Genomic DNA, 23514 nt, shown 5'->3' with positions numbered 1-23514 from the left:
CACGAGCGCCATCATGACCACCGTAAGCATCGACGCCAATATCACAATCAAGTGGCCACAGGGCCACAGCTCTTACAGCCCGGGCAGTCCGGAAGAGCTGGCAATCATTGGTATCGATTTGCTGGTCAAGGAATTGGGGACACAGGCCGCCCAGACCTTCATAACCCAGGTTCTCGAGAAATACTCCGACGACTATAAGGGCATGAGTGCAACGGATACCGAGTAGCGGAAAACCCCGCAGGCTGGCACCTGCGGGTCTATGGATTACTTCAAGCGAGCCAGGCGCTGGGTCAGCAGATCGAAGAAGCCCTGGGCGTCGCCATTTTCAACCCAGAAGGCATTCTTCGGTGCCTTCAGGCCGTCATACCAGTCGACAACGGTCTGACCGAAGGTCGGCCCTTCTCGACTGTCGACCACCACGTTTACCGAGCGACCGGTAAACAGTTCCGGCTTGAGCAGGTAAGCGATGACCGTGGCGTCATGCACCGGGCCACCCGGAATGCCGTAGTGCTCCATGTCACCTTTGACGTATTCGTTGAGAATATCGCCCACCAGCTTGCTGGCATTGTTGTCCAATGCGGCGATTTGCTGCAGGCGCGCTTCACTGGTGAGGATCTTGTGGGTCACGTCCAGCGGCAGATAGGTCAGCTTGACACCACTCTTCAGCACCACTTCCGCCGCCTGCGGGTCAGCGAACAGATTGAACTCGGCCACCGGGGTGATGTTGCCACCATTGAAGTGCGCACCGCCCATGATCACCACTTCCTTGATGCCCTGAACGATTTCAGGCTCCTGGATCAGCGCCAAGGCCAGGTTGGTCTGCGGGCCGAGCATGGCGATGGTGATGCTATGGGGTTTGGCGGCCTTCAGGGTATCGATCAGGTAGTTGACTGCATTGCCTTCGGCCAGGCCTTTCTTCGGCTCATGCACGGTGACACCGGACAGACCTTCCTTGCCGTGGATGTTTTCGGCATAGATCGGCGTGCGCATCAGCGGTTTCGGCGCCCCCGCGTACACCGGCACCTCCTCACGCCCTGCCCATTCACGGGCCAGACGCGCATTACGCGAGGTCTTGTCCAGACGCACGTTGCCAGCGACGGTGGTCAGCGCACGAATGTTCAACTCTTCCGGCGAGGCCAGGGCAAACAGCAAGGCGACCACGTCGTCGGCACCTGGATCGGTGTCGATGATCAAGTCGATCTTTTCCGCCGCGTAGGCGCTTGTTGCGGTAATCAGGGACAAAAGCAGCAGACTCCGAAGCAGGTGATGCAGTTTCTGAGCATAGCGAGGCATAGCGCACTCCTTGTGCGTGGGAAGAACGGAAAGTTAGAACGTTACGCCAGCCACCAAAACGATGTTGCAGTACGGCTGACATTCGCCTGTACGAACAATCGCCCTCGCTTGTCGGCTGAGCGCCTTGAATTGTTCATGACTGATCAGCTCGCGCCGGCCAAGCGCACCTTCGGCATTCAGTTCATCCAGCACGCTTAAGGCCGACGGTTTTTTATCGAGAATTTCATGGGCCAGCACATGGCTTTCGACCTGCATTTCGCTGAGCACAACCTTCAAGGTACTGATGAAATCCGGAATGCCATGGGTCAAGGCCAGGTCAATCAACTCGACGCCGGGCGGTACTGGCAAGCCGGCATCGCCGATCACAACGGTGTCGCCATGACCCAGGGATGCGATCAGCCGCGACAACGCGACGTTGAGCAAAGGTGTCTTTTTCATGGTGCTTTAAACGCCTGTACGTCGGACAAGGTAGGAATCGAAGGTTGCGCGCCAGCCCGGGTGACCGACAGCGCAGCGGCGACCTGACCGAAACGGATCGCCTCGGCCTCGCTTTTGCCGGCCGCCAGGGCCGCTGCGAAACCACCGACAAACGTGTCGCCAGCCGCGGTGGTATCGACTGCTTTCACTTTCGGTGCCGGGAAATGCTCGAAGGTGATGCCATTGGCGAACAGCGATCCCTGAGCGCCAAGGGTGATGATCACCTTACCGGCGCCCATGGCGATCAAGCGGGTCGCGGCGGCTTCGGCAGTGCTCAGGGAATCCACCGGCAAACCGCTCAAGGCCGACGCTTCGCTTTCGTTGGGGATCAGGTAATCGATGGCCGCATACCAATCCGCCGGCAGCGGGCGACTGGCCGGCGCCGGATTGAGGATCACGGTCTTGCCCAGCTCACGACCGCGTTTCAAAGCATGGCCGACCGTGGCATCCGGCACTTCCAGCTGGCAGATGATGACATCCGCCTTCTGCAATACGTTGTCGAAACGGTCGATCACCTCAGGGGTCAGCGCGCCGTTGGCACCGGCAACAATCACGATCGCGTTCTGACTGTTGTCATCGACCACGATCAACGCCACGCCGCTGGAATCCTCGACCGTACTGACGGCCTGGCAATCGATCCGCTCGGCCAACAGCGCTCCGCGCAGCGCTTCGCCATAAGCATCGCTGCCGACACAACCGACCATCGACACCTGCGCTCCCAGCCGCGCCGCGGCCACGGCCTGGTTCGCACCCTTGCCGCCGGAAACCGTGGCAAATGACTCGCCGATCAGCGTTTCACCACCACGGGGCAGCCGTGGCGCCCGAGTCACCAGGTCCATGTTCAGGCTGCCTATTACCACTACTTTTGCTGGCATACATCTTTACTCATCAATTCGATTTCAGCGGTGCTTTTTTTGTTTAGCGGTGCTTTCGGCTCAGCGATATTGGGCAAACACACCGGCCAGCGGCGCGGTCGATTCCCGCAGGACAATACTGGGCGTCACGATGCGCTGATCGGTCGCCAGATCCGGCGCGGCGATCCGACGCAGCAACACCTCGGCCGCCATCTCGCCAAGTTGCAGGATTGACTGACCCACGGTGGTCAACGCCGGATAGACGTAACGGCTCATCTGGATATCGTCGAAACCGATCACCGACAGCTCGGTGGGCACACGAATATTGCGCTCGGCAGCGGCACGCAACACACCGATGCCGATCATGTCGTTGCCGGCGAAGATCGCGCTGGGCGGGTTCTTTTCCAGCAGGATCGCGGCGGCGTTGTAACCGCCGGTGCTGGTGAAGTCGCTTTCCAGCATTCGCTCGCGCGGCACCTCGACGCCCGCCTCTTTCAACGCCCGGCAATAACCGGCCAGACGCATCTGCGCCACGCTGGTACTCGCCGGGCCGCCAATCGTGGCGATGTCCCGATGCCCCAACTCCAGTAAGTGCCGGGTCGCCAGATAGGCACCGTATTCGTGATCGATGCGCACCAGGTCCGCATCGACACCCTCCAGGTCACGGTCGACGATCACCATCGGCGTACGCACGCCCGTCAGGCCTTCGGCCAGGCTGCTGTCACCACCGGCAGACGCTACGATCAAGCCGTCGATGCGTTTTTCCAGCAGCACGCGAAGGTAGCTGCGCTGCTTGTCCAGGTTGTCATCGGAATTGCAGAGAATGACGCAATAGCCATTGCGCTCGCAGTAATCCTCGATGCCACGGGCCAGCTCGGCGAAGTACGGGTTGAGGCTGTTGGGCACCAGCAGGCCGATGGTCGCGGTGGTTTTCGCCTTCAACGAGCGAGCCACGGCGCTGGGCACGTAGTCGAGGCTTTTGATTGCCGCCTCGACCTTGATCCGCACTTCCTCACTGACTGGCCGCGTCTTGTTCACCACATGGGAAACCGTGGTGTAGGAAATGCCCGCGAGTGCCGCTACATCCTTGATCGTTGCCATGACTCAGGTCCGCCGGCTTGCGCGCTGACTGCGATAGGTATCGAGCACCACCGCCACCACGATAACCGCACCGGTAATGATGCGTTTGGTTGGCTCGGTCGCGCCGATCTGCGCCAGACCGGCCGCCAGTACGGAAATGATCAACACACCGAAGAAGGTGCTGATCACCGAACCGCGCCCGCCCATCAGGCTGGTACCGCCGATCACCACCGCGGCGATCACTTGCAGCTCCAGACCGGAGCCGGCATTCGGGTCCGCCGCTTCCAGGCGAGAAATCTGAAACAACGCAGCGATACCGGCCAACAGCCCCATCAGGCTGAACACCAGGATCTTGTAGGGCTTCGGATTGATCCCCGCCAGACGTACCGCCTCTTCATTGGTGCCGATGCCGATCAGGTAACGACCGAACACCGTACGCGTCAGCACAGCCTGGGCGATGAAGATAATCAGCAAGGCAATGATGAACGACGGCGAGATGCCGAATGCGATCGGGTTGGACAGCCAGGCGAAGGCGTCACCGATATAAGCGGTCCGCGAACCGGTCATCTGGTATGCCAGGCCCCGCGCCATTTCCAGCACACCGAGGGACACGATGAACGACGGAATCCGCCAGGCCACGGTAATCGAACCGGTGATGGTGCCCGCCAGTGCCGCGGCGCCCATTCCCAGCAACGCCGCCGGCAGCACGCTCCAGCCCCAGCCGAGAATCGCCACGCTGACTGTCGACGCCGCCAGCGCCAGCACCGAACCCACCGACAAATCGATTCCGCCGATGATCAATACGAAGGTCATGCCGACCGCCAGCACCATCAGATCGGGAATCTGATTGGCCAGGGTGCTGAAGGTGTCGTAAGACAGGAAATGGCTGCTCAACACAGAGAACAGCGCGACCATCGCCAGCAAGGCACCGGCCAGGCCCAGGTAAGTGCCGAGGCCGTAAAAATTGCCACTACGTTTGCCGACCAGAGTTGCAGTATTCATGGAAGATCCCTAGGCGCTGCTTCGTTGAGCAACGCATCACGTTTTTGGTAGCCGGCGAACGCGGCGGCAAGCAAATCATCCTGGGTCCAGCTGTCACGCTCGAAGGTGTCGATCAGACGCCCTGCCGACAACACCCCAATGCGGTCACAGATCAGCATCAGTTCGCGCAGGTCGCTGGACACCACCACCAGTGCTTTGCCCTGACGGGTCAACTCACCGAGCAATGTATAGATGTCGAACTTGGCGCCGACGTCGATGCCTCGGGTCGGCTCGTCGAACAGCATCACCGTGCAGTCGCGTTCGAGCCAACGGCCGATCACCACTTTCTGCTGATTACCGCCGGACAATTCCGAGACCAATTGCGTCGGGCTGGAACTGCGAATGCGCATGGCATCGATCTGACGCTGGGCCAGCGACATCTCGTCACCGTTGTTGACGAAGCCACCGCTGGAAATCACCGGCATATTGCCCAGGGCAATATTGGCGCTGATCGATTGCGTCAGCAGCAGACCCTCGCCCTTGCGATCTTCGGTGATCAGCGCGATACCATGACCGACCGCGTCGGCCGGCGAACGAATATCCACCACCTGAGCCGGCGACCCCAGCGCGACGGTGCCGCTGTCGGCTGTATCGGCACCGAAGATCAGGCGCAGCAATTCGGTGCGCCCTGCCCCGATCAAACCGGAGATCCCGAAGATCTCGCCGGCGCGCACTTCGAAAGACACATCGCGAACCTTGTCGGAGCGAGTCAGCCCTTTGACCGTCAAGGCCGGAGCACCGATATTGCGCGGGCCCATGTCGATGTGCTCGCCCAGCTCACGTCCGACCATCAGGGTGACCAGTTGCTCGCTGTTGTAATTGGCCATCGGCTCGACGCACACCAGGTTGCCGTCGCGCAATACCGCGATGCGCTGGGCCACCCGTGCCAGTTCTTCGAGACGGTGGGAAATGTAGATGATCGACACGCCGCGCGCCTGCAGACGAGTGATCTGCTCGAACAGCATTTCGACTTCACGGGCCGTCAGCATCGCGGTCGGCTCGTCGAGGATCAGCACATGGCAATCGCCGATCAGGTTGCGGGCGATTTCCACCATCTGCTGGTGACCGATACCCAGCTCACCGACCAGGGTGTCCGGATCGATGGCATCGAGGCCGACCTGAGCCATGGCCTCGATCGCCGCCCTGCGCAGTTGCTTGCGGCTGATCCAGCCACCGAGGCTGGGCAGGTTGTCGAGGAACAGGTTTTCCGCCACCGACAATGTCGGCAACAGATTGAGTTCTTGCATGACCATGCGCACGCCCAGCTTTTCGGCCTGGCTGCGGCTGCCGGGGCAGTAATCCTGCCCCTGGAATCGCATCTGGCCGGTGGTCGGCGTGACCAGCCCGCCAATGATTTTCGACAGCGTACTTTTGCCGGCGCCATTCTCGCCGGTCAGCGCCAGCACTTCGCCGCGCATCAACGTCAGATCGATGCCGGTCAGGACTGGTTGAGCATAGGTCTTACCGATACCGCTGACCGAGAGGACAGCGTTCGGGGCGGAAACTGACATAAAAACTCTCCATGCGCCCGCCCCAAGGGGCGAGCACCGTTGTGTCGCCAGAAAGACTACTTGGTAACCAGCTCTACCGGAGTTTCGATGACGCCGTTGGCGCCGCTATCGACTTTCTCGCCCTTGATGATTTTCAGCGCGGTCTCGATGCCGAATACTGCTTGCCGGGCAGCAAACTGGTCGGCGGTGGCCAGGACGCGGCCATCCTTGAGCATTGGCTTGATCGCATTGATGTTGTCGTAACCGACCACTTGCACCTTGCCGGCCTTGCCGGCGGCACGTACGGCAGAGACCGCGCCGACCGCCATGCTGTCGTTGCCGGCCAGCAGGGCCTTGATGTTCGGGTATTCGCTGAGCATCGACGAGGCCACTTTGCCGCCCTTGTCGATTTCCCAATCGCCGGACTGCAGGGACACGACTTTGATCTGCGCCGCTTCCATCGCATCCTTGAAGCCGGCCGTGCGCTGCTGGGCGTTGGTGGTGGTGGAAACGCCTTCGATGATGCCGACTTCGTCACCGGCCTTCAGTTGCTTGGCCAGGTATTCACCCACCAGGCGCGCGCCTTTGCGGTTGTCCGGGCCTACGAATGGAACGGTGATGTTTTTGCTTTTGACGACAGCCGGATCCAGCTGATTATCGATGTTGATCACGGTGATGCCGGCATCGACTGCTTTCTTGATGACCGGGACCATGGCCTTGGAGTCTGCCGGAGCGATGACCAGTGCGTTGACCTTGGACAGGATCATTTGCTCGACGATGCGCGTCTGGCCGGCCGTGTCCGTTTCGTCCTTGATGCCGTTGGAGATCAGCTCGAAGTCGCCGGAGTGGTCTTTCTGGTAGGCCTTGGCGCCGTCTTCCATGGTCAGGAAGAACTCGTTGGCCAGGGATTTCATGACCAGCGCGACTTTAGGTTTTTCAGGGGTTGCGGCGAATGCCGAAGAGACAGGCAACGCGGCGGATGCGGCAGCCAGCATAGCGACAGCGAGAAGACGTCCAGCGAATGGCAGCTTCATGGGTTCACTCCGATCTTATGATTATTCTTAGCAACGCTTGCGCTGGATCATCAATGGATCAACCCATCGACGGCGACCGCGCAAACGTTTGCGTAGACCGAACTATGCGAACCCTGCCGAGATTTGTCAACGCCCCGTTCCGTGTCTCGGTTGGCAAAAGCCAACCCCGTTTTGCCTCACGCCGTGGTGTTGACCAGACCGCCGCCGCTGGAATCCTTGGCCAGCTCCTTGACCAGATTGCCGGTCACTTGCGCCAGCGCAGCGCTGGTACTGGCGATTTGCCCCTGGATTGTCATGACTGCGCTGGCCTTGGCTTCCGGGGTCGAATAATTCGCCGCCTGAGCGGCCGCCAGTTGCTGTTGCTGTTCGCGCAGTTGCTGCTGCAGTTCCTGCATGCGCTTGAGCAATACCTGCACCGCAATACTCTGACTGCTGGTTTTCTCGGATTTGCTTTCGCTCTGAGCCGCCGCGCCGCCAGCGGTTCTGACCTGCTTATCGTCGCCCTGCTCTTCGCCCAGCGCCTGGGCCGAGGCGTCGGATGTTGCTTCACTCAAGTCGTTGATGGTCGCCGGGGATTTACCCCCGATAGTGATTGCGCCTGCATTTGCAAAACCGACAGTAAACGACATGTGAACTCCTGAAAAAATAGATCCTTTAAAGGAGCATCGACCTGTGCGGGGTTTTCTTTAGCACCGATTTTCAATTTTACAAGGCGACCTTATCAATGAAGGTCGGTGAGCCGAACATAAAAGCTGAACATATTCGGAAACCCGGACAGCCAGGCGCGAAGTATCGCCAGTCACGGCAACAATATTGATAAAAATCATCAGGTTAAAAGATCACCTTCTCCAGCGTCCGACTGGTACAGATCCTGCTCTTCTTCCACACCCCCGGCGTTCAGATCTGCTTGGGGCGCTTCTAGATGAACTTGCATCTGCACCGCCTCACTACTAGAGAAAACAATAATGAAATCTGCCTTCAACACTTTTATTCCGGGCGCCTTGGCCCTGCTTATGCTTCTGCCTACAGCCCTTCAGGCAAAAGAAATCGAAACCCAACAGAAACTGGCGAACGTGGTGATCCTGGCCACCGGCGGCACCATTGCCGGCGCGGGCGCCAGCGCCGCCAACAGCGCCACCTACCAAGCGGCGAAAGTCGGCATCGAACAATTGATCGCAGGAGTTCCGGAACTGAGCCAATTGGCCAACGTTCGCGGCGAACAAGTCATGCAGATCGCATCCGAAAGCATCACCAACGACAACCTGCTGCAACTGGGACGTCGCGTGGCTGAACTGGCCGACAGCAAAGACGTCGATGGCATTGTCATCACCCACGGCACAGACACCCTGGAAGAAACTGCTTACTTCCTGAACCTGGTGGAGAAAACCGACAAGCCGATTATCGTCGTCGGCTCCATGCGCCCTGGCACCGCCATGTCGGCCGACGGCATGCTGAACCTGTACAACGCCGTCGCCGTGGCCAGCAGCAAAGACGCGCGCGGCAAAGGCGTGTTGGTGACCATGAACGATGAAATCCAGTCGGGTCGCGATGTCAGCAAAATGATCAACATCAAGACCGAGGCGTTCAAAAGTGCCTGGGGCCCGTTGGGCATGGTGGTCGAAGGCAAATCCTACTGGTTCCGCCTGCCGGCCAAGCGTCACACCATGGACTCGGAATTCGACATCAAAACCATCAAGAGTCTGCCTGACGTCGAAATTGCCTACTCCTATGGCAACGTCAGCGACACCGCCTACAAAGCCCTTGCGCAGTCGGGCGCCAAAGCCATCATCCACGCCGGCACCGGCAATGGCTCGGTATCGTCCCGGGTGGTTCCCGCCCTGCAGGCCTTGCGCAAAGACGGCGTACAAATCATTCGCTCTTCTCACGTCAATGCCGGCGGTTTCGTGCTGCGTAACGCTGAACAGCCTGACGACAAGTACGACTGGATTGTTGCTCACGACCTGAACCCGCAAAAAGCCCGCATCCTGGCCATGGTCGCACTGACCAAGACCAACGACAGCAAAGAGCTGCAACGGATGTTCTGGGAGTACTGATTCGCCCGCGCCCGACCCGTTCGCGGTCGGGCACCGCTGTCACCACTCGCCAGTCCTGGCGAGTGGTTCACGACCTCTTTCCGATAAAAAATCTCCCTTCGCCCTACACCAAACGGAAAAAACCACTGTCAGAGGATTTTCTTGAATTTTAAGCAGTTGCGAAAATGCCTACAGTTAAATACTGTATGCACGTACAGCTTAATAAGGATAACTCCGTGGCCACTACCTCCGCCTCTCCTGACGCTTACGAACGCCTGGGTATGCGTATTCAGAAAATCATCAATTCCCCCACCGCCCAGAAAGCCAAAGCTGCACTGATCTTCCGTCTTCCGGACGAACCCGTGGATGAGTGGGAGCGTTTGCTCGAAGAAATCGACGAGAACGACAACGTCACCCTCGCCCATCGCGACGATGGCGGCGTGCAGATTTTCTGGGTTGTGCCGAAGGAAGATTGAGTCAATGAGCGTCCGCTGGCTTGCTTTGCTGTTTCTGCTCATCACCCTTGGCGCCCAGGCTGGCGCCCCACGCACCTTCAACGAAGCCAAGAAAGTCGCCTGGAAGTTGTACGCTCCGCAATCCACCGAGTTCTATTGCGGCTGCAAATACACGGGCGACCGCGTGAACCTCGCCGCCTGTGGTTATGTGCCACGCAAAAACGCCAAGCGCGCCTCGCGCATCGAGTGGGAACACATTGTCCCGGCCTGGCAGATCGGCCATCAGCGTCAATGCTGGCAACAAGGAGGTCGCAAGAACTGCACGCGCTACGATCCGACCTATCAAAAAGCTGAGGCCGACCTGCACAATCTGGTACCCAGCATCGGCGAGGTAAATGGCGATCGGAGCAATTTCAGTTTCGGCTGGATACCCGTGCAATCGGGTCAATATGGCTCGTGCCTGACTCAGATCGACTTCAAGGCGAAGAAGGTCATGCCCCGCCCTTCCATTCGCGGCATGATCGCCCGAACGTATTTCTACATGAGCAAGCAGTACGGCTTACGCCTGTCGAAACAGGATCGGCAATTGTACGAAGCCTGGAACAAGACCTACCCGGTTCAGGCATGGGAACGTCAGCGCAACCAGAGCGTGGCGTGCGTGATGGGCCGCGGCAACGAGTTTGTCGGCCCCGTAGACATGAAGGCTTGCGGCTAACCGGCTGCCAGCACTTTCTCCCGGCAGATTGCGCCCTGCACAAACAAAAACGCCCCGACCGAAGTCGGGGCGTTTTCATGTGCAGCTAAGGCTTAGCGCGGGAATGCTGGCGGGTTTACACCGGCCATGTCTTCCATCACGCGAACTACCTGGCAGCTGTAACCGAATTCGTTGTCGTACCAGACGTACAGAACAACGCGGTTGTCGTTGCAGATGGTCGCTTCAGCGTCCACTACGCCTGCGTGGCGCGAGCCCACGAAGTCGGTGGAAACCACTTCCTGCGAGTTGACGAAGTCGATTTGCTTATGCAGATCGGAGTGCAGCGCCATGTAGCGCAGGTACTCGTTCATCTCTTCACGGGTGGTGGCTTTCTCAAGGTTCAGGTTGAGAATGGCCATCGACACGTTTGGCGTCGGAACGCGAATCGCGTTACCGGTCAGCTTGCCGGCCAGTTCAGGCAGCGCCTTGGCGGCAGCAGTGGCAGCACCGGTCTCGGTGATCACCATGTTCAACGCAGCGCTACGGCCACGACGATTGCCTTTGTGGAAGTTGTCGATCAGGTTCTGGTCGTTGGTGTACGAGTGAACCGTTTCAACGTGACCGTTGACGATGCCGAACTTGTCGTTGACAGCTTTCAGCACCGGCACGATAGCGTTGGTGGTGCAGGAAGCGGCAGAAACGATCTTGTCGTCAGCAGTGATTTCACCGTGGTTGATACCGTGAACGATGTTCTTCAGCTTGCCTTTGCCAGGCGCGGTCAGAACAACGCGGTCGATACCCGGGCAGGCCAGGTGCTGGCCCAGGCCGTCGGCGTCACGCCATACACCGGTGTTGTCCACCAGCAACGCGTTTTTGATGCCGTACTGGGTGTAGTCCACTTCAGTCGGGTTCTTCGCGTAGATAACCTGGATCAGGTTGCCGTTGGCGGTGATGGTGTTGTTGGCCTCATCAATGGTGATGGTGCCGTTGAACGAGCCGTGCACCGAGTCGCGACGCAGCAGGCTGGCACGCTTGACCAGATCGTTCTCGGCGCCCTTGCGGACAACGATGGCGCGCAGACGCAGGCCGTCGCCACCACCGGTTTTCTCGATCAGGATGCGCGCCAGCAGACGACCGATACGACCGAAGCCGTACAGGACAACGTCGGTGCCGGTACGGCCGGAACCATTCTGCTTGCCGACCACATCAGCCAGTTCGTCACGGACGAACGCTTCGGCGGTACGGCCATTGCCTTCGGCCTTGAACTTGACGGCCAACTTGCCCAGATCTACCGAAGCAGCGCCGAGCTTGAGCTCGCTCATTGCCTTGAGCAGCGGGAATGTTTCGTGGACGGACAATTCGCTGTCATCGGACTGGCGATGGCGAGCAAAGCGGTGAGCTTTGAGAATCGCGATGACAGACTGGTTGATCAGACTGCGGCCATAGATCGAGCTCACCACGTTGTTATTGCGGTAGAGCTGACCGATAAGCGGAATCATCGCTTCTGCGAGTGCTTCACGGTCGATCCATTCACCAAGACACTGGTCGGGCTTCTGAGTCACGGGAACCTTCCACATGTAGGGGCAGAAAAAAGGGGCTACATTATGCCGCCGAGTGCCTCCCGTAGCAATGCGCGCCTGTCGCACTAGCGGTAACAAAATTCCGTTCAAAAAAATCACGCCCCGCGCCAGCCCAGTAAATACGGGGCTTTCAGCACAGTCAATTTTTCGACGATCACGCCACAGTGTCCGTAACCATCCGTAACACCGAGCGGTTTTGGCACTACATTTCCAGTATTAAATCGCCAGTTTTTGTCATTACCACTACATTTTGCTCACCCTGTGTATATAGACACAGTCTGCAACTGACAGCCGGCACCCGAGACCGTTACAATTACCGACTTTGTCGCAACGCTTGGAGCTCAACCTTCCGTGCCCGTTCTGCGTCTACCGCTTCTCCCTGCCGCGGCAGGTAAACAGCACTGGGGCAACCTGCCCGGTGCCGCCCTGAGCCTGGCCATCGCCGAGGCCGCCAGCGCTGCCAAGCGCTTTACCTTGCTACTGACCGCCGACAGCCAGAGTGCCGAACGGCTGGAACAGGAGCTGAGTTTCTTCGCCCCGGATTTGCCTGTTCTGCACTTCCCCGACTGGGAAACCCTGCCCTACGACCTGTTCTCGCCACACCAGGACATCATCTCGCAACGCATCGCCAGCCTGTATCGGTTGCCGGAGCTGGCGCATGGCGTTCTGGTGGTGCCGATCACCACTGCCCTGCACCGTCTGGCGCCGACCAAATTCCTGCTCGGCAGCAGCCTGGTGCTGGATGTCGGCCAGAAACTCGATGTCGAGCAGATGCGCACCCGGCTTGAAGCCACCGGATATCGATACGTCGATACCGTGTACGAGCATGGCGAATTTACTGTGCGTGGCTCGCTGATCGACCTGTTCCCGATGGGCAGCAAGTTGCCTTATCGCATTGACCTGTTCGACGACGAAATCGAAACCCTGCGCACTTTCGACCCGGAAAACCAGCGTTCCATCGACAAGGTCGACTCGGTCAAACTGTTACCGGCCAAGGAATTCCCGCTGCAGAAAGAAGCCGTGACCCGTTTCAAGGCGCGGTTTCGCGAGCGCTTCGATGTCGACTTCCGTCGCTGCCCGATTTTCCAGGATTTGAGCAGCGGGATTACGCCGGCGGGCATCGAGTACTACCTGCCACTGTTCTTCGAGGAAACCTCCACTCTGTTCGATTACCTGCCCCAGGACACGCAAGTGTTTTCCCTGCCGGGCATCGAACAGGCTGCGGAAAATTTCTGGAACGATGTGCGCAACCGCTATGAAGAGCGCCGCGTCGATCCGTCCCGTCCTTTACTGCCACCGGCCGAGTTGTTCCTGCCGGTGGAAGACTGCTTTGCGCGCCTGAAGAGCTGGCCCCGTGTGGTGGCCAGTCAACAAGACGTCGAAACCGGTGTCGGCCGCGAGCGCTTCCCGGCTCAGCCGCTGCCGAACCTGGCCATCGAAGCCAAGGCCACTCAGCCGTTGGCGGCGCTGGCCAGTTTCCTCGACGAATTCCCCGGCCGCGTGCTGTTTACCGCCGAGTCCGCGGGCCGTCGTGAAGTGCTGCTGGAATTGCTCGAACGCTTGAAGCTGCGACCGAAAACCGTCGACAGCTGGCCAGACTTTGTCGCCAGCAAAGAGCGCCTGGCGATCACCATTGCACCGCTCGACGAGGGCCTGTTGCTGGACGCCCCAGCGCTGGCCCTGGTTGCCGAAAGCCCATTGTTCGGTCAGCGCGTAATGCAGCGCCGTCGCCGCGAAAAACGCGCCGACGCGAACAACGATGCGGTGATCAAAAACCTCACCGAGCTGCGCGAAGGTGCGCCGGTGGTGCACATCGATCATGGTGTCGGCCGCTATCTGGGGCTGACGATCCTGGAAATCGACAACCAGGCCGCCGAGTTCCTGACCCTCGAATACGCCGAAGGCGCCAAGCTGTACGTGCCGGTGGCCAACCTGCACCTGATCGCCCGCTACACCGGCAGTGACGATGCCTTGGCCCCGCTGCACCGCCTTGGCTCCGAGACCTGGCAGAAAGCCAAGCGCAAGGCCGCCGAACAGGTGCGCGACGTGGCCGCCGAGTTGCTCGACATCTATGCCCGCCGCGCCGCTCGCGAGGGTTATGCCTTCGCCGACCCGAAAGCCGATTACGCGACCTTCAGCGCCGGTTTCCCGTTCGAAGAAACTCCGGACCAGCAAACCACCATCGAAGCGGTGCGCGAAGACATGCTCGCGCCGAAACCGATGGATCGGCTGGTCTGCGGCGACGTCGGCTTCGGCAAGACCGAAGTGGCCATGCGCGCGGCGTTCATCGCGGTGCACGGCGGTCGTCAGGTGGCGATTCTGGTGCCGACCACCCTGCTCGCCCAGCAACACTACAACAGCTTCCGCGACCGCTTTGCCGACTGGCCGGTGACGGTGGAAGTGATGAGCCGTTTCAAGTCGGCCAAGGAAGTGAACGCCGCAGTTGCGGACCTGGCCGAAGGCAAGATCGACATCGTTATCGGCACACACAAGCTGCTGCAAGATGACGTAAAAATCAAAAACCTGGGGCTGGTAATCATCGACGAAGAGCACCGTTTCGGTGTCCGTCAGAAAGAACAGCTCAAGGCACTGCGCAGTGAAGTCGACATCCTGACACTGACCGCAACGCCGATTCCGCGCACGCTGAACATGGCGGTGTCGGGCATGCGCGACCTGTCGATCATCGCCACACCGCCGGCCCGTCGTTTGTCGGTGCGTACCTTCGTCATGGAACAGAACAAGAGCACGGTTAAAGAGGCCCTGCTGCGTGAGTTGCTGCGTGGCGGCCAGGTCTACTACCTGCACAATGACGTGAAGACCATCGAGAAATGTGCCGCCGACCTCGCCGAACTGGTGCCGGAAGCGCGGATCGGCATCGGCCACGGGCAGATGCGCGAACGTGAACTCGAACAGGTGATGAGCGACTTCTACCACAAGCGCTTCAACGTGCTGATCGCCTCGACCATCATCGAGACCGGCATCGACGTGCCGAGCGCCAACACCATCATCATCGAGCGCGCCGACAAGTTCGGCCTGGCCCAGTTGCACCAGTTGCGTGGCCGGGTAGGTCGCAGTCACCACCAGGCGTATGCTTACCTGCTGACACCCCCACGCCAGCAAATCACTGCCGATGCGGAAAAACGTCTGGAAGCGATCGCCAATACCCAGGACCTCGGCGCGGGCTTCGTGCTCGCCACCAACGACCTGGAAATCCGTGGCGCCGGCGAACTGCTGGGCGACGGCCAGAGCGGGCAGATCCAGGCCGTGGGTTTCACGCTGTACATGGAAATGCTCGAGCGTGCGGTGAAGTCGATCCGCAAGGGCGAACAGCCGAACCTCGATCAACCGCTGGGTGGCGGTCCGGAAGTCAATCTGCGTGTACCGGCGTTGATTCCTGAAGACTACCTGCCGGACGTTCATGCCCGACTGATTCTCTACAAACGCATTGCCTCGGCCACCGATGAGGAAGGCCTCAAGGACCTGCAAGTGGAGATGATCGACCGCTTCGGCCTGTTGCCGGAACCGACCAAGAACCTGGTGCGGATCACGGCGCTGAAATTGCAAGCCGAACAGCTGGGCATCAAGAAAGTCGACGGCGGCCCGCAAGGCGGTCGGATCGAGTTCGCGGCACAGACCCCGGTCGACCCGCTGACACTGATCAAACTGATCCAGAGCCAGCCCAAACGCTACAAATTCGAAGGCGCCACGATGTTCAAGTTCCTCGTGCCGATGGAGCGCCCCGAAGAACGCTTTAATACTGTAGAGGCGCTATTCGAGCGCCTCATTCCGACCACTGCTTGAAGGACGCCGCATGCGCCTGTTTCGCTCACTGACCTTGCTGATGACGTTGTTGATGTCGCTGCTCGCCTCGACCGCGTTTGCCGCTGATCTGTATCAGGTTGAAATGATTCTGGTACGGCAAAACGCCGTGCCTGCCATCGTCAGCCGCGCCGCGCCAGAAGACTGGGCTGCCGGTGCCCAACGCATCAGTCCCGACAGCTTTCGCACGCCAAGCCTGAATGCCGAAGTGGAAAAACTCACCGCCAGCAACGAGTACACGGTGTTGCTGCACAAGGCCTGGCAACAGAACCTGGGTGAAGAAGCCAGCAAAATCGCGATCAGCGAAGGCAAGGAACAGTTCGGCCAATTCCCGATCGAGGGCACGTTGAACCTGAAACTGGGGCGTTTCACTGACGTCGACGCCGACTTCTGGGTCAATCAGATTGACGCCAACGGCATGGTCACCGCCAGCGAACGCCTGAAGCAGGAAAGCCACACCAAGAACGGCCTGCTGAACTTCCTCGACAATGGTCACCTGGGCCTGTTGATCAAAATCACCTCGCTGACCGCCCCTGCACCTCGGCCAGTCCCTGATGAAATTCCGGACTGATTGAAGCCCTTATGTCCTCCGCGACCCTGAGCAAACCCCTGGCAACATCCTGGGTCAGCCGATTCAAGGAACAGAGCCTGGAGCGTGGCCGCCGCTACGCACTGGAGAACCGCGTCAGGATCGTCGAAGTCGGCGACGCCACCATCACCGCCAGTTGCGAAGGCTCTGGCGGTAACGTTTACCGTCAGACCATTCGCCTGCGCGAGTCGGCCAAAGGCACCTTGCTGATGATCGACGCCACGTGCACCTGCCCGGTTCACAGCAACTGCAAACATTGCGCAGCGGTGTTGCTGCAAGTGCAGGAAACCCTCGCGTATCCGGCAGCCGCGAAAGACGCCGAACTGCTGGAAAAACTTCAGGCCGTATTGGAAAACCGTAGCCCGAAAGCGCCGCCGCAAGTGCTGGTGGACAACGTGCAACCGGTGCCGCGCCTGTGGCTGGCGAGCATCGAGTTCAGCGCCTTCGAACCGCGCAACGGAAAAATGCAGCGTTACATTCAGCATCGCGCGGCGCTGTCCTTCAGCTATCTGGACGAATACGTCAGCGGACAGAAAAACGCTGACATCCTGATTCGTCAGGAGACACAGACGCTGCGGATAAAACGTCACCCGGAAGTCGAACAGACCTACAGGGAGCAGCTGCGGATCCTCGGTTTCAAAGTCGCCACCCGACAAAGTAAGGCCTTGCCAGAAAGTGCCGGCGAACTCTACGAGATGGTCAACGACAGCGCCTGGCTGACCTTCACCCTCAATGAGCTGCCGAAGTTGCGCACCCAAGGCTGGGAATTGCAGATCGACGAGGATTTCGGCTTCGACCTGACCGCCGTGGACGACTGGTACGCCACCGTCGAGCAGGCACCTGAGCGCGACTGGTTCGACCTGGAACTGGGGATCATCGTCAACGGCGAACGCCTGAGCCTGCTGCCGATCCTGTTGAACCTGATGCGCTCCCACACCGAAATCCTCAATCCGGAACGGCTCGCCCGACGTCGCGACGACGAACTGATCCTGGTGAACATTCCACAACGTCGCAGCACCGACCAGGGCCCGTTGCAGGTCGCCCTGCCCTTCGGCCGCCTGAAACCAGTGCTGGCCACCCTTGGCGAGTTTTACCTGCAAGAGCCCGGCGAAACCACGCTGCGCCTGAGCAAGGCCGACGCCACGCGACTGAACCCGCTGGAAGGCCTGCCGCTGCTCTGGGAAGGTGGCGAGCAGATCCGCACCTTTGCCCAGCGCCTGCGCGACATCAAGGACCACACCGCCGCAGCGCCCGAAGGCTTGAATGCCACCTTGCGCCCGTATCAGCTGGAAGGCCTGAGCTGGATGCAGTCGTTGCGACAACTGGAAGTCGGCGGGATTCTCGCGGACGACATGGGCCTGGGCAAAACCCTACAGACCCTGGCACACATTCTCAGCGAGAAGAATGCCGGGCGCCTCGATCGGCCGTGCATGGTGGTCATGCCCACCAGCCTGATTCCGAACTGGCTCGACGAAGCGGCGCATTTCACGCCGCAACTCAAAGTGCTGGCGCTGTACGGTGCCAGTCGCAAAAAGCATTTCGATAATCTGGCCGATTACGACCTGATCCTGACCACCTATGCACTGCTGCCCAAGGACGTCGAACGTCTGGCCGCGCAGCCGTTGCACGTACTGGTGCTGGATGAAGCGCAGTACATCAAGAACCCCAACAGCAAGGCCGCCCATGCGGCCCGTGAGCTGAATGCTCGCCAGCGCCTGTGCCTGAGTGGCACGCCGCTGGAAAACCACTTGGGCGAGCTGTGGTCGCTGTTCCACTTCCTGCTGCCGGGTTGGCTCGGTGACGTGAAAAACTTCAACCGTGATTACCGCGTGCCGATAGAAAAACGTGCCAGTGAAGTACGACTTCAACACCTGAACGGTCGGATCAAACCGTTCCTGCTGCGCCGGACCAAGGAACAAGTGGCCACCGAACTGCCGCCGAAAACCGAAATCGTCCATTGGGTCGAGCTCAACGAAGCCCAGCGCGATGTGTACGAAACCATGCGCCTGGCCATGGACAAAAAAGTCCGCGACGAGATCACCCGCAAAGGCGTGGCACGCAGCCAGATCATCATTCTTGAGGCACTGCTGAAGCTGCGTCAGGTGTGCTGCGATTTGCGCCTGGTCAACGATGCCACCCTGCCCGCTCGCGGCAGCACCTCCGGCAAACTCGATAGCCTGATGGAAATGCTTGAAGAGCTGTTCGAGGAAGGTCGGAGGATTCTGCTGTTCTCGCAGTTCACCTCAATGTTGTCGCTGATCGAGGACGAACTGAACAAACGTGGCGTGGCGTATGCAATCCTGACCGGCCAGACCCGTGACCGACGCACGCCAGTCAAGGAATTCCAGAGCGGCAAGCGTCAGATCTTTCTGATCAGCTTGAAGGCTGGCGGTGTAGGCCTGAACCTGACCGAAGCCGATACGGTGATTCACTACGACCCTTGGTGGAACCCGGCGACGGAAAATCAGGCGACGGATCGTGCGTATCGCATTGGTCAGGAGAAGCCGGTGTTCGTCTACAAGATGATTGCCAGGGGCACGGTGGAAGAGAAGATTCAGCATCTGCAGAAGGAAAAATCCGATCTGGCCGCAGGCGTGCTGGATGGACGCAAGACCGGGGACTGGAAGTTGCAGAGCGATGATATCGAGGCGTTGTTTGCGCCGTTGCCGGAAAAAATCGATAAGTAGCAGGGATAGTCAGATCGCGATTGCGAGCAGGCTTGCCCCCACAGGGTGAGCAGCAATCCTGCGGGAACTTGCTCGCGAAAGGGGTCTTCTGAAATCGGACATGTCCTCCTGTAGGAGCGAGCGATGCGGCGACCCGACTTGCCCGCGAAGGCGGTGTGTCAGTCAACGTCGATGTTGAATGCGCTGACGCCTTCGCGGGACAGCAAAACCATGGTGTCGATGACAGAGTTTACGATATGTAGGACTCGCGCTGGGATTCGATCAGGGTCAGAGCAGCCTCCCAGGCCAGGTCGATGATGTTGTCCTGTTCATCGCGGTCAAACTGTTCGGCGGTGTGCGCACAGACTTCCGGAGACGGGTAATGCAGCGCCGAACCACCGGCCAGCGCTTGAACCTGTGCCTGACAGGCACGCTCCAGGAAGTGAATTTCCTGAAATGCCTGGGCCACGCCGGAGCCACCGACCAGTAGGCCATGATTACGCAGGATCATCGCCCGATGCGGCCCCAGATCGGCAATCAGACGCTCTCGCTCATCCAGCGAAAGGGCAATGCCTTCATAGGTGTGATACGCCAACTTGCCGTAAAACTTCAACGCGTGCTGACTGATCGGCAACAAGCCGTGCTTCTGCGCGGCGACGGCCATGCCGGCGGCGGTGTGGGTATGGATCACACAATTCAGGTCAGGGCGAGCCATGTGGATTGCCGAGTGGATCACAAAGCCTGCTGCATTGACTCTATGACCTTCATAGGCCGGATCGACCACTCGCCCTTCCTGATCGATGCGCACCAGATCCGAGGCGCGCATGCGGTCGAAAAGAACCCCGTAGCGGTTGATCAGAAAGTGATGCTCAGGCCCTGGAATCCGCAGGGTAATGTGGGTGTCGATCAGGTCGGTCATGCGAAAGTGCGCGACCAGGCGATACAGCGCGGCCAGTTCGCAACGGGCTTGCCATTCAACCGTGCCGATGTGTTCAGGTTTACTCACGAATACACCTCTTTAGCAGCGCACTCTGTGGCGCTTGTGGGCTTTATCGCTGCCATGACAAGATTAGTCAATTTTCATAATCTTATATTTACTATTAGTACTGCTACTACATGGAATCCTTATGCCCTCCACTTCGAACCCGTGGGTTGGTCGCCGCTTTCTGAATGACCGTCTCGACTGGAACCTGCTGCGCACTTATCTGGTGATCGGTCAGGAAGGCAGCATGAGTCGGGCCGCCGCGCGGCTGCACATCACCCAGTCGGCGGTCAGCCAGGCGTTGAAGCGTCTGGAAGAACAACTGGAATGTGTGCTGATCGCCCGCAGTGGAAGGCGGTTCGATCTGACGGAAACCGGGGAAGAAGTCCTGCGCATTGCAACGGACATTTACGGCGATATTTCGCGCCTGGGAACGGTGCTGGAGAGTCGGCACGACGACGTGGTCGGCAAGATCCGCATCCTCACCGTCAGCGGCGTGCAAGCACGACACTACGATGAGTTCCTCGCCGACTTCCATGAAACCCACCCGAAAGTCGAGCTGGAAGTTGAGGTGATGGGCAGTTCGAACATCATCAGTTCGTTGCTGCAAAAGACCGCGACCATTGGCGTCGGATTATGCCGTTTACCGCAGCCGCGACTGGAACAGAGGGTATTGTTTCGCGAGCGTTATGCGTACTTTTGCGGGCAGCGTCATCGACTTTTCGGACAAGAGAATCTGACCCTTGAACAGCTCGCTGCAGAGAACTTCGTCAGTTTCACCAGCGATCAGCTCGGCGGCAATCTTTCACCCCTGACACTGTTTCGCGACCAGCAAGGCTTTACCGGCAAGATCGTTGCGTCATCCACCAGCTTCGAAGAGATTTACCGCTTGATCTGCGCAGGGTTTGGTATTGGGTGTTTGCCAACTCATCTGGTGCGCAGGGATGTCGAGCAAGGTTTGCTCTGGCGTTTGCCGCCGGAAGACGGCGTGGTGGATTTCGATATCCAGCTGTTGTGGAATCGCGAGCAGAAGATGAATCAGGCCGAAACCGTGTTCCTGGAAAGCTTCCAGCACATGCTCAGCATTCGGGAGCCTGTGCTGTGAAGCCTTGATCCTTAAACGTGAGGGTCGCCCGGGGCTTTGCTCGGCGCGGCGTATTGCGGCTTCAGGTGGCCGTCCTGATCAAGTAGCCAGGCATCCATGATCTGCCGCACCACAGGGCCGGCGACGCGACCACCGGCCTCGCCGTTTTCGATCATCACCGAGATGACAATCTGCGGATGTTCGGCCGGAGCAAATCCGACGAACAAGGCGTTGTCGCGGTTGCGCTCCAGGGTTTTCGCCCGGTTGTAGCGTTCACCCTGCTTGATCGCCACCACTTGCGCGGTGCCACTTTTGCCGGCGATGCGGTACTGCGCGCCCTGCGCCGCCGCTCGGGCAATCCCGCGGGCGTCGTGCATTACCATCTGCATGCCGTGATTGACCTGCTCCCAGTCACGCGGATCCTTGAGCAGGATGTTCGGCATCGGATGCTCGTCCACCGGCGCGACGCCATCCACGGTCTTGGCCAGGTGCGGCCGGTTCCATACACCTTTGTTGGCGATCAGCGCGGTGGCCTGGGCCAATTGCAGAGGGGTGACCTGCATGTAGCCCTGGCCAATGCCGAGGATCACTGTCTCGCCGGGGAACCACGCCTGTCGCCGCGTGGCTCGCTTCCAGGCCTGAGACGGCATCAACCCGGGAGACTCTTCGAACATGTCCAGCGAGACCTTCTCGCCCAGGCCGAACATCGCCATGTAGTCGTGCAGACGATCAATGCCCAGCTTGTGGGCCAAATCGTAGAAGTAGGTGTCGTTGGAGCGCATGATCGCCGTGTCCATGTTCACCCAGCCATCACCGCTGTGATTCCAGTTACGGTACTTATGATCGAAATCCGGTAACTGGTAATAGCCCGGATCGAAGACGCGGGTCTGCGGGGTTACGACTCCGGCGTCGAGGCCGGCGATCGCCACTTCCGGCTTGATGGTCGAGCCAGGTGCGTAGAGCCCGCGCAGCACGCGGTTGAACAGCGGCCGGTCGATGGAGTCGTGCAGTGCCGCGTATTCCTTGAAGCTGATGCCCGTCACAAACAGGTTCGGGTCGAAGCTTGGCTTGCTGACCATGGCCAATACTTCGCCGGTCGACGGATCGAGAGCGACCACCGAGCCACGCCGATCGCCCAATGCCTCCTCGGCGGCTTCCTGAAGCTTGACGTCGAGGCTCAGGACGATGTTTTTGCCGGGGATCGGGTCGGTGTGCTTGAGCACTCGCAGCACGCGGCCCTGGGCATTGGTTTCGACTTCTTCGTACCCCACATGGCCGTGCAATTCTGATTCGTAGAATTTCTCGATACCGGTTTTGCCAATGGATTGGGTGCCACGGTATTCCACCGTGTCCAGGGCTTTGGATTCTTTTTCGTTAATGCGACCGACGTAGCCGATCGAATGCGCAAAGTGCGCGCCCATGGGGTAGTGGCGAACGAACTGCGGCTCTACATCGATTCCGGGCAGACGGAACTCGTTGACCGCGAGTACGGCGATCTGTTCTTCGCTGAGCTCATAGAACAGCGTGACCGGGACGAAGGGGTGCCTGGCCTGCTTCATCGCCTTGTCGAACAGTGTACGGTCCTCGGCCGGCAGGTGCAGGAGGTTGACCACTTCATCCAGCTCGCGTTTGACATCGGAAGCGCGTTCGCGGGTGATGGTCAGGTTAAAGCTGGGTCGGTTGTCTGCCAGGACCACACCATTGCGGTCGTAGATCAGCCCACGAGTTGGAGTGATCGGCAGGACATGGACGCGGTTGTTTTCGGAGATTGTCGAGTGATAGTCGAACTCGACAACCTGCAGGACGTACATGCGCACCACCAGCGCGCAAGTAATGGCGGCGACGAACAAGGCGCAGGCCATCAGTCTTTTGTTGACCAGGAGCGTCTCTTTCTCGTGGTCCTTGATTGGTATCGGTCCGGGCATTTCTGCAGCAACTCTTTGACTATAAACGGGAGTACCGATCCGTAGGCTTGCAGTCAGTCCGTTGAAACGAGCTGCACCATACCAAAAACGGCATGGTTTTTAGCGCGCTCTGCCGAAGTTTCACGAACGATGCGACCATTACCAGGGATGGCCATCCGCTAGCCCTCTGTTGCCAAAGCACTTTCCTACGGGCAAAACAAAACCCCTACCTGCATACGCAGATAGGGGTTTCGGAATTTAATCTTGACGATGACCTACTCTCACATGGGGAAACCCCACACTACCATCGGCGATGCATCGTTTCACTTCTGAGTTCGGGATGGGATCAGGTGGTTCCAATGCTCTATGGTCGTCAAGAAATTCGGGTACCGAACCGTCTTTCGACGCTTCAGCAAATTGGGTATGCGATAGTTTGTGC

Annotated in this window: 20 protein-coding genes and 1 rRNA gene; 8 read left to right on the top strand and 13 right to left on the bottom strand. The window is 59.2% G+C overall.

Annotated elements, in window-relative coordinates; translation table 11 throughout:
* The first annotated feature begins 13 nt into the window (after positions 1-13).
* Positions 14-226, top strand: a complete 213-nt coding sequence (locus LOY28_RS08755; RefSeq protein ID WP_018930281.1) for a hypothetical protein — start codon at positions 14-16, stop codon at positions 224-226.
* 38 nt (positions 227-264) lie between these two features.
* Here the strand turns inward: LOY28_RS08755 and LOY28_RS08750 are convergent, their stop codons facing one another.
* The 9 genes from LOY28_RS08750 to LOY28_RS08710 form a co-directional block, all read right to left on the bottom strand.
* A complete protein-coding gene (locus tag LOY28_RS08750; RefSeq protein ID WP_192351491.1) occupies positions 265-1293 on the bottom strand; it encodes a nucleoside hydrolase in 1029 nt (342 codons plus the stop codon).
* 33 nt (positions 1294-1326) lie between these two features.
* A complete protein-coding gene (rbsD, locus tag LOY28_RS08745) occupies positions 1327-1731 on the bottom strand; it encodes a D-ribose pyranase (protein ID WP_018930283.1) in 405 nt (134 codons plus the stop codon).
* Positions 1728-2645 carry a ribokinase gene (gene rbsK / locus LOY28_RS08740; protein WP_258613355.1) on the bottom strand — a complete coding sequence of 306 codons (918 nt, stop codon included), beginning with the start codon at positions 2643-2645 and terminating at the stop codon, positions 1728-1730. Before rbsK ends, rbsD begins: the two co-directional genes overlap by 4 nt.
* A 60-nt stretch (positions 2646-2705) precedes the next feature.
* The gene (locus tag LOY28_RS08735; RefSeq protein ID WP_019649606.1) at positions 2706-3725 is read right to left on the bottom strand and encodes a LacI family DNA-binding transcriptional regulator; all 1020 of its coding nucleotides are present in this window, start codon (positions 3723-3725) and stop codon (positions 2706-2708) included.
* 3 nt (positions 3726-3728) lie between these two features.
* The gene (locus tag LOY28_RS08730; protein ID WP_007940220.1) at positions 3729-4706 is read right to left on the bottom strand and encodes an ABC transporter permease; all 978 of its coding nucleotides are present in this window, start codon (positions 4704-4706) and stop codon (positions 3729-3731) included.
* Entirely contained in the window at positions 4703-6256 is a 1554-nt protein-coding gene (locus LOY28_RS08725; RefSeq protein ID WP_192351495.1) for a sugar ABC transporter ATP-binding protein, read from the bottom strand. The genes LOY28_RS08730 and LOY28_RS08725 overlap by 4 nt, the downstream gene beginning before the upstream one ends.
* A gap of 56 nt (positions 6257-6312) precedes the next feature.
* On the bottom strand, positions 6313-7269 hold the full coding sequence (locus LOY28_RS08720) for a sugar ABC transporter substrate-binding protein (RefSeq protein WP_019582837.1): 957 nt from the start codon (positions 7267-7269) through the stop codon (positions 6313-6315).
* A 176-nt stretch (positions 7270-7445) separates the two neighbouring features.
* On the bottom strand, positions 7446-7898 hold the full coding sequence (locus tag LOY28_RS08715; protein ID WP_086945274.1) for a hypothetical protein: 453 nt from the start codon (positions 7896-7898) through the stop codon (positions 7446-7448).
* 197 nt (positions 7899-8095) lie between these two features.
* Positions 8096-8251 (bottom strand): hypothetical protein, encoded by a 156-nt coding sequence (locus LOY28_RS08710; RefSeq protein WP_177325214.1) that lies wholly within the window; start codon positions 8249-8251, stop codon positions 8096-8098.
* On the opposite strand from LOY28_RS08710, the gene LOY28_RS08705 reads away from it, so the two are divergent.
* The 3 genes from LOY28_RS08705 to LOY28_RS08695 all read left to right on the top strand — a co-directional run bounded on the left by LOY28_RS08705 (position 8235) and on the right by LOY28_RS08695 (position 10472).
* Entirely contained in the window at positions 8235-9323 is a 1089-nt protein-coding gene (locus LOY28_RS08705) for an asparaginase (RefSeq protein WP_258613354.1), read from the top strand. The genes LOY28_RS08710 and LOY28_RS08705 overlap by 17 nt on opposite strands.
* Before the next feature lie 164 nt (positions 9324-9487).
* Positions 9488-9778, top strand: a complete 291-nt coding sequence (locus LOY28_RS08700; RefSeq protein WP_064616810.1) for a DUF1654 domain-containing protein — start codon at positions 9488-9490, stop codon at positions 9776-9778.
* 4 nt (positions 9779-9782) lie between these two features.
* Positions 9783-10472, top strand: a complete 690-nt coding sequence (locus tag LOY28_RS08695) for an endonuclease I family protein (RefSeq protein ID WP_258613353.1) — start codon at positions 9783-9785, stop codon at positions 10470-10472.
* Positions 10473-10564: 92 nt separating this feature from the next.
* Here the strand turns inward: LOY28_RS08695 and LOY28_RS08690 are convergent, their stop codons facing one another.
* Positions 10565-12028, bottom strand: a complete 1464-nt coding sequence (locus LOY28_RS08690) for a glyceraldehyde-3-phosphate dehydrogenase (protein ID WP_026286742.1) — start codon at positions 12026-12028, stop codon at positions 10565-10567.
* A gap of 354 nt (positions 12029-12382) precedes the next feature.
* Between LOY28_RS08690 and mfd the strand changes: the two genes are divergently transcribed.
* From mfd to LOY28_RS08675, 3 genes are read left to right on the top strand one after another with little or no spacing between them, the layout of a single operon-like run.
* The gene (gene mfd, locus LOY28_RS08685) at positions 12383-15832 is read left to right on the top strand and encodes a transcription-repair coupling factor (RefSeq protein WP_258613352.1); all 3450 of its coding nucleotides are present in this window, start codon (positions 12383-12385) and stop codon (positions 15830-15832) included.
* Between the two features lie 10 nt (positions 15833-15842).
* Positions 15843-16421, top strand: a complete 579-nt coding sequence (locus LOY28_RS08680; protein WP_018930294.1) for a CsiV family protein — start codon at positions 15843-15845, stop codon at positions 16419-16421.
* 11 nt (positions 16422-16432) lie between these two features.
* Positions 16433-19126 carry a DEAD/DEAH box helicase gene (locus LOY28_RS08675; protein WP_258613351.1) on the top strand — a complete coding sequence of 898 codons (2694 nt, stop codon included), beginning with the start codon at positions 16433-16435 and terminating at the stop codon, positions 19124-19126.
* A 229-nt stretch (positions 19127-19355) separates the two neighbouring features.
* Here LOY28_RS08675 and LOY28_RS08670 read toward each other — a convergent pair whose 3' ends face one another.
* Positions 19356-20111, bottom strand: coding sequence for a class II aldolase/adducin family protein (locus LOY28_RS08670; protein ID WP_018930296.1), 756 nt, complete (start codon positions 20109-20111; stop codon positions 19356-19358).
* Between the two features lie 121 nt (positions 20112-20232).
* Between LOY28_RS08670 and LOY28_RS08665 the strand changes: the two genes are divergently transcribed.
* On the top strand, positions 20233-21192 hold the full coding sequence (locus tag LOY28_RS08665; RefSeq protein WP_064616807.1) for a LysR family transcriptional regulator: 960 nt from the start codon (positions 20233-20235) through the stop codon (positions 21190-21192).
* An 11-nt stretch (positions 21193-21203) separates the two neighbouring features.
* On the opposite strand, the gene mrdA is transcribed toward LOY28_RS08665, so the two are convergent.
* Together mrdA and rrf are read right to left on the bottom strand one after the other, a co-directional pair.
* On the bottom strand, positions 21204-23096 hold the full coding sequence (gene mrdA / locus LOY28_RS08660) for a penicillin-binding protein 2 (RefSeq protein WP_064616806.1): 1893 nt from the start codon (positions 23094-23096) through the stop codon (positions 21204-21206).
* Positions 23097-23337: 241 nt separating this feature from the next.
* Positions 23338-23453: ribosomal RNA gene (rrf, locus tag LOY28_RS08655) — 5S ribosomal RNA — on the bottom strand.
* Between the last annotated feature and the right edge of the window lie 61 nt (positions 23454-23514).

It is taken from the genome of Pseudomonas sp. B21-017, assembly GCF_024749245.1.
In the GTDB taxonomy this organism is placed as follows: Bacteria; Pseudomonadota; Gammaproteobacteria; order Pseudomonadales; family Pseudomonadaceae; genus Aquipseudomonas.
The sequence above is the reverse complement of the archived record's forward strand: the minus strand, read 5'-3'. Positions and strand labels throughout refer to the sequence as shown.

What these genes read in the sequence shown, in the direction of transcription:
- rbsD (WP_018930283.1), bottom strand. Translation starts at nt 1,731, where the DNA reads ATGAAAAAGACACCTTTGCTCAACGTCGCGTTGTCGCGGCTGATCGCA.
- LOY28_RS08675 (WP_258613351.1), top strand. Translation starts at nt 16,433, where the DNA reads ATGTCCTCCGCGACCCTGAGCAAACCCCTGGCAACATCCTGGGTCAGC.
- LOY28_RS08695 (WP_258613353.1), top strand. Translation starts at nt 9,783, where the DNA reads ATGAGCGTCCGCTGGCTTGCTTTGCTGTTTCTGCTCATCACCCTTGGC.
- rbsK (WP_258613355.1), bottom strand. Translation starts at nt 2,645, where the DNA reads ATGCCAGCAAAAGTAGTGGTAATAGGCAGCCTGAACATGGACCTGGTG.
- LOY28_RS08715 (WP_086945274.1), bottom strand. Translation starts at nt 7,898, where the DNA reads ATGTCGTTTACTGTCGGTTTTGCAAATGCAGGCGCAATCACTATCGGG.
- LOY28_RS08700 (WP_064616810.1), top strand. Translation starts at nt 9,488, where the DNA reads ATGCCTACAGTTAAATACTGTATGCACGTACAGCTTAATAAGGATAAC.
- LOY28_RS08755 (WP_018930281.1), top strand. Translation starts at nt 14, where the DNA reads ATGACCACCGTAAGCATCGACGCCAATATCACAATCAAGTGGCCACAG.
- LOY28_RS08720 (WP_019582837.1), bottom strand. Translation starts at nt 7,269, where the DNA reads ATGAAGCTGCCATTCGCTGGACGTCTTCTCGCTGTCGCTATGCTGGCT.
- LOY28_RS08680 (WP_018930294.1), top strand. Translation starts at nt 15,843, where the DNA reads ATGCGCCTGTTTCGCTCACTGACCTTGCTGATGACGTTGTTGATGTCG.
- LOY28_RS08750 (WP_192351491.1), bottom strand. Translation starts at nt 1,293, where the DNA reads ATGCCTCGCTATGCTCAGAAACTGCATCACCTGCTTCGGAGTCTGCTG.
- LOY28_RS08665 (WP_064616807.1), top strand. Translation starts at nt 20,233, where the DNA reads ATGCCCTCCACTTCGAACCCGTGGGTTGGTCGCCGCTTTCTGAATGAC.
- LOY28_RS08735 (WP_019649606.1), bottom strand. Translation starts at nt 3,725, where the DNA reads ATGGCAACGATCAAGGATGTAGCGGCACTCGCGGGCATTTCCTACACC.
- LOY28_RS08690 (WP_026286742.1), bottom strand. Translation starts at nt 12,028, where the DNA reads ATGTGGAAGGTTCCCGTGACTCAGAAGCCCGACCAGTGTCTTGGTGAA.
- LOY28_RS08730 (WP_007940220.1), bottom strand. Translation starts at nt 4,706, where the DNA reads ATGAATACTGCAACTCTGGTCGGCAAACGTAGTGGCAATTTTTACGGC.
- LOY28_RS08725 (WP_192351495.1), bottom strand. Translation starts at nt 6,256, where the DNA reads ATGTCAGTTTCCGCCCCGAACGCTGTCCTCTCGGTCAGCGGTATCGGT.
- LOY28_RS08705 (WP_258613354.1), top strand. Translation starts at nt 8,235, where the DNA reads ATGAAATCTGCCTTCAACACTTTTATTCCGGGCGCCTTGGCCCTGCTT.
- mrdA (WP_064616806.1), bottom strand. Translation starts at nt 23,096, where the DNA reads ATGCCCGGACCGATACCAATCAAGGACCACGAGAAAGAGACGCTCCTG.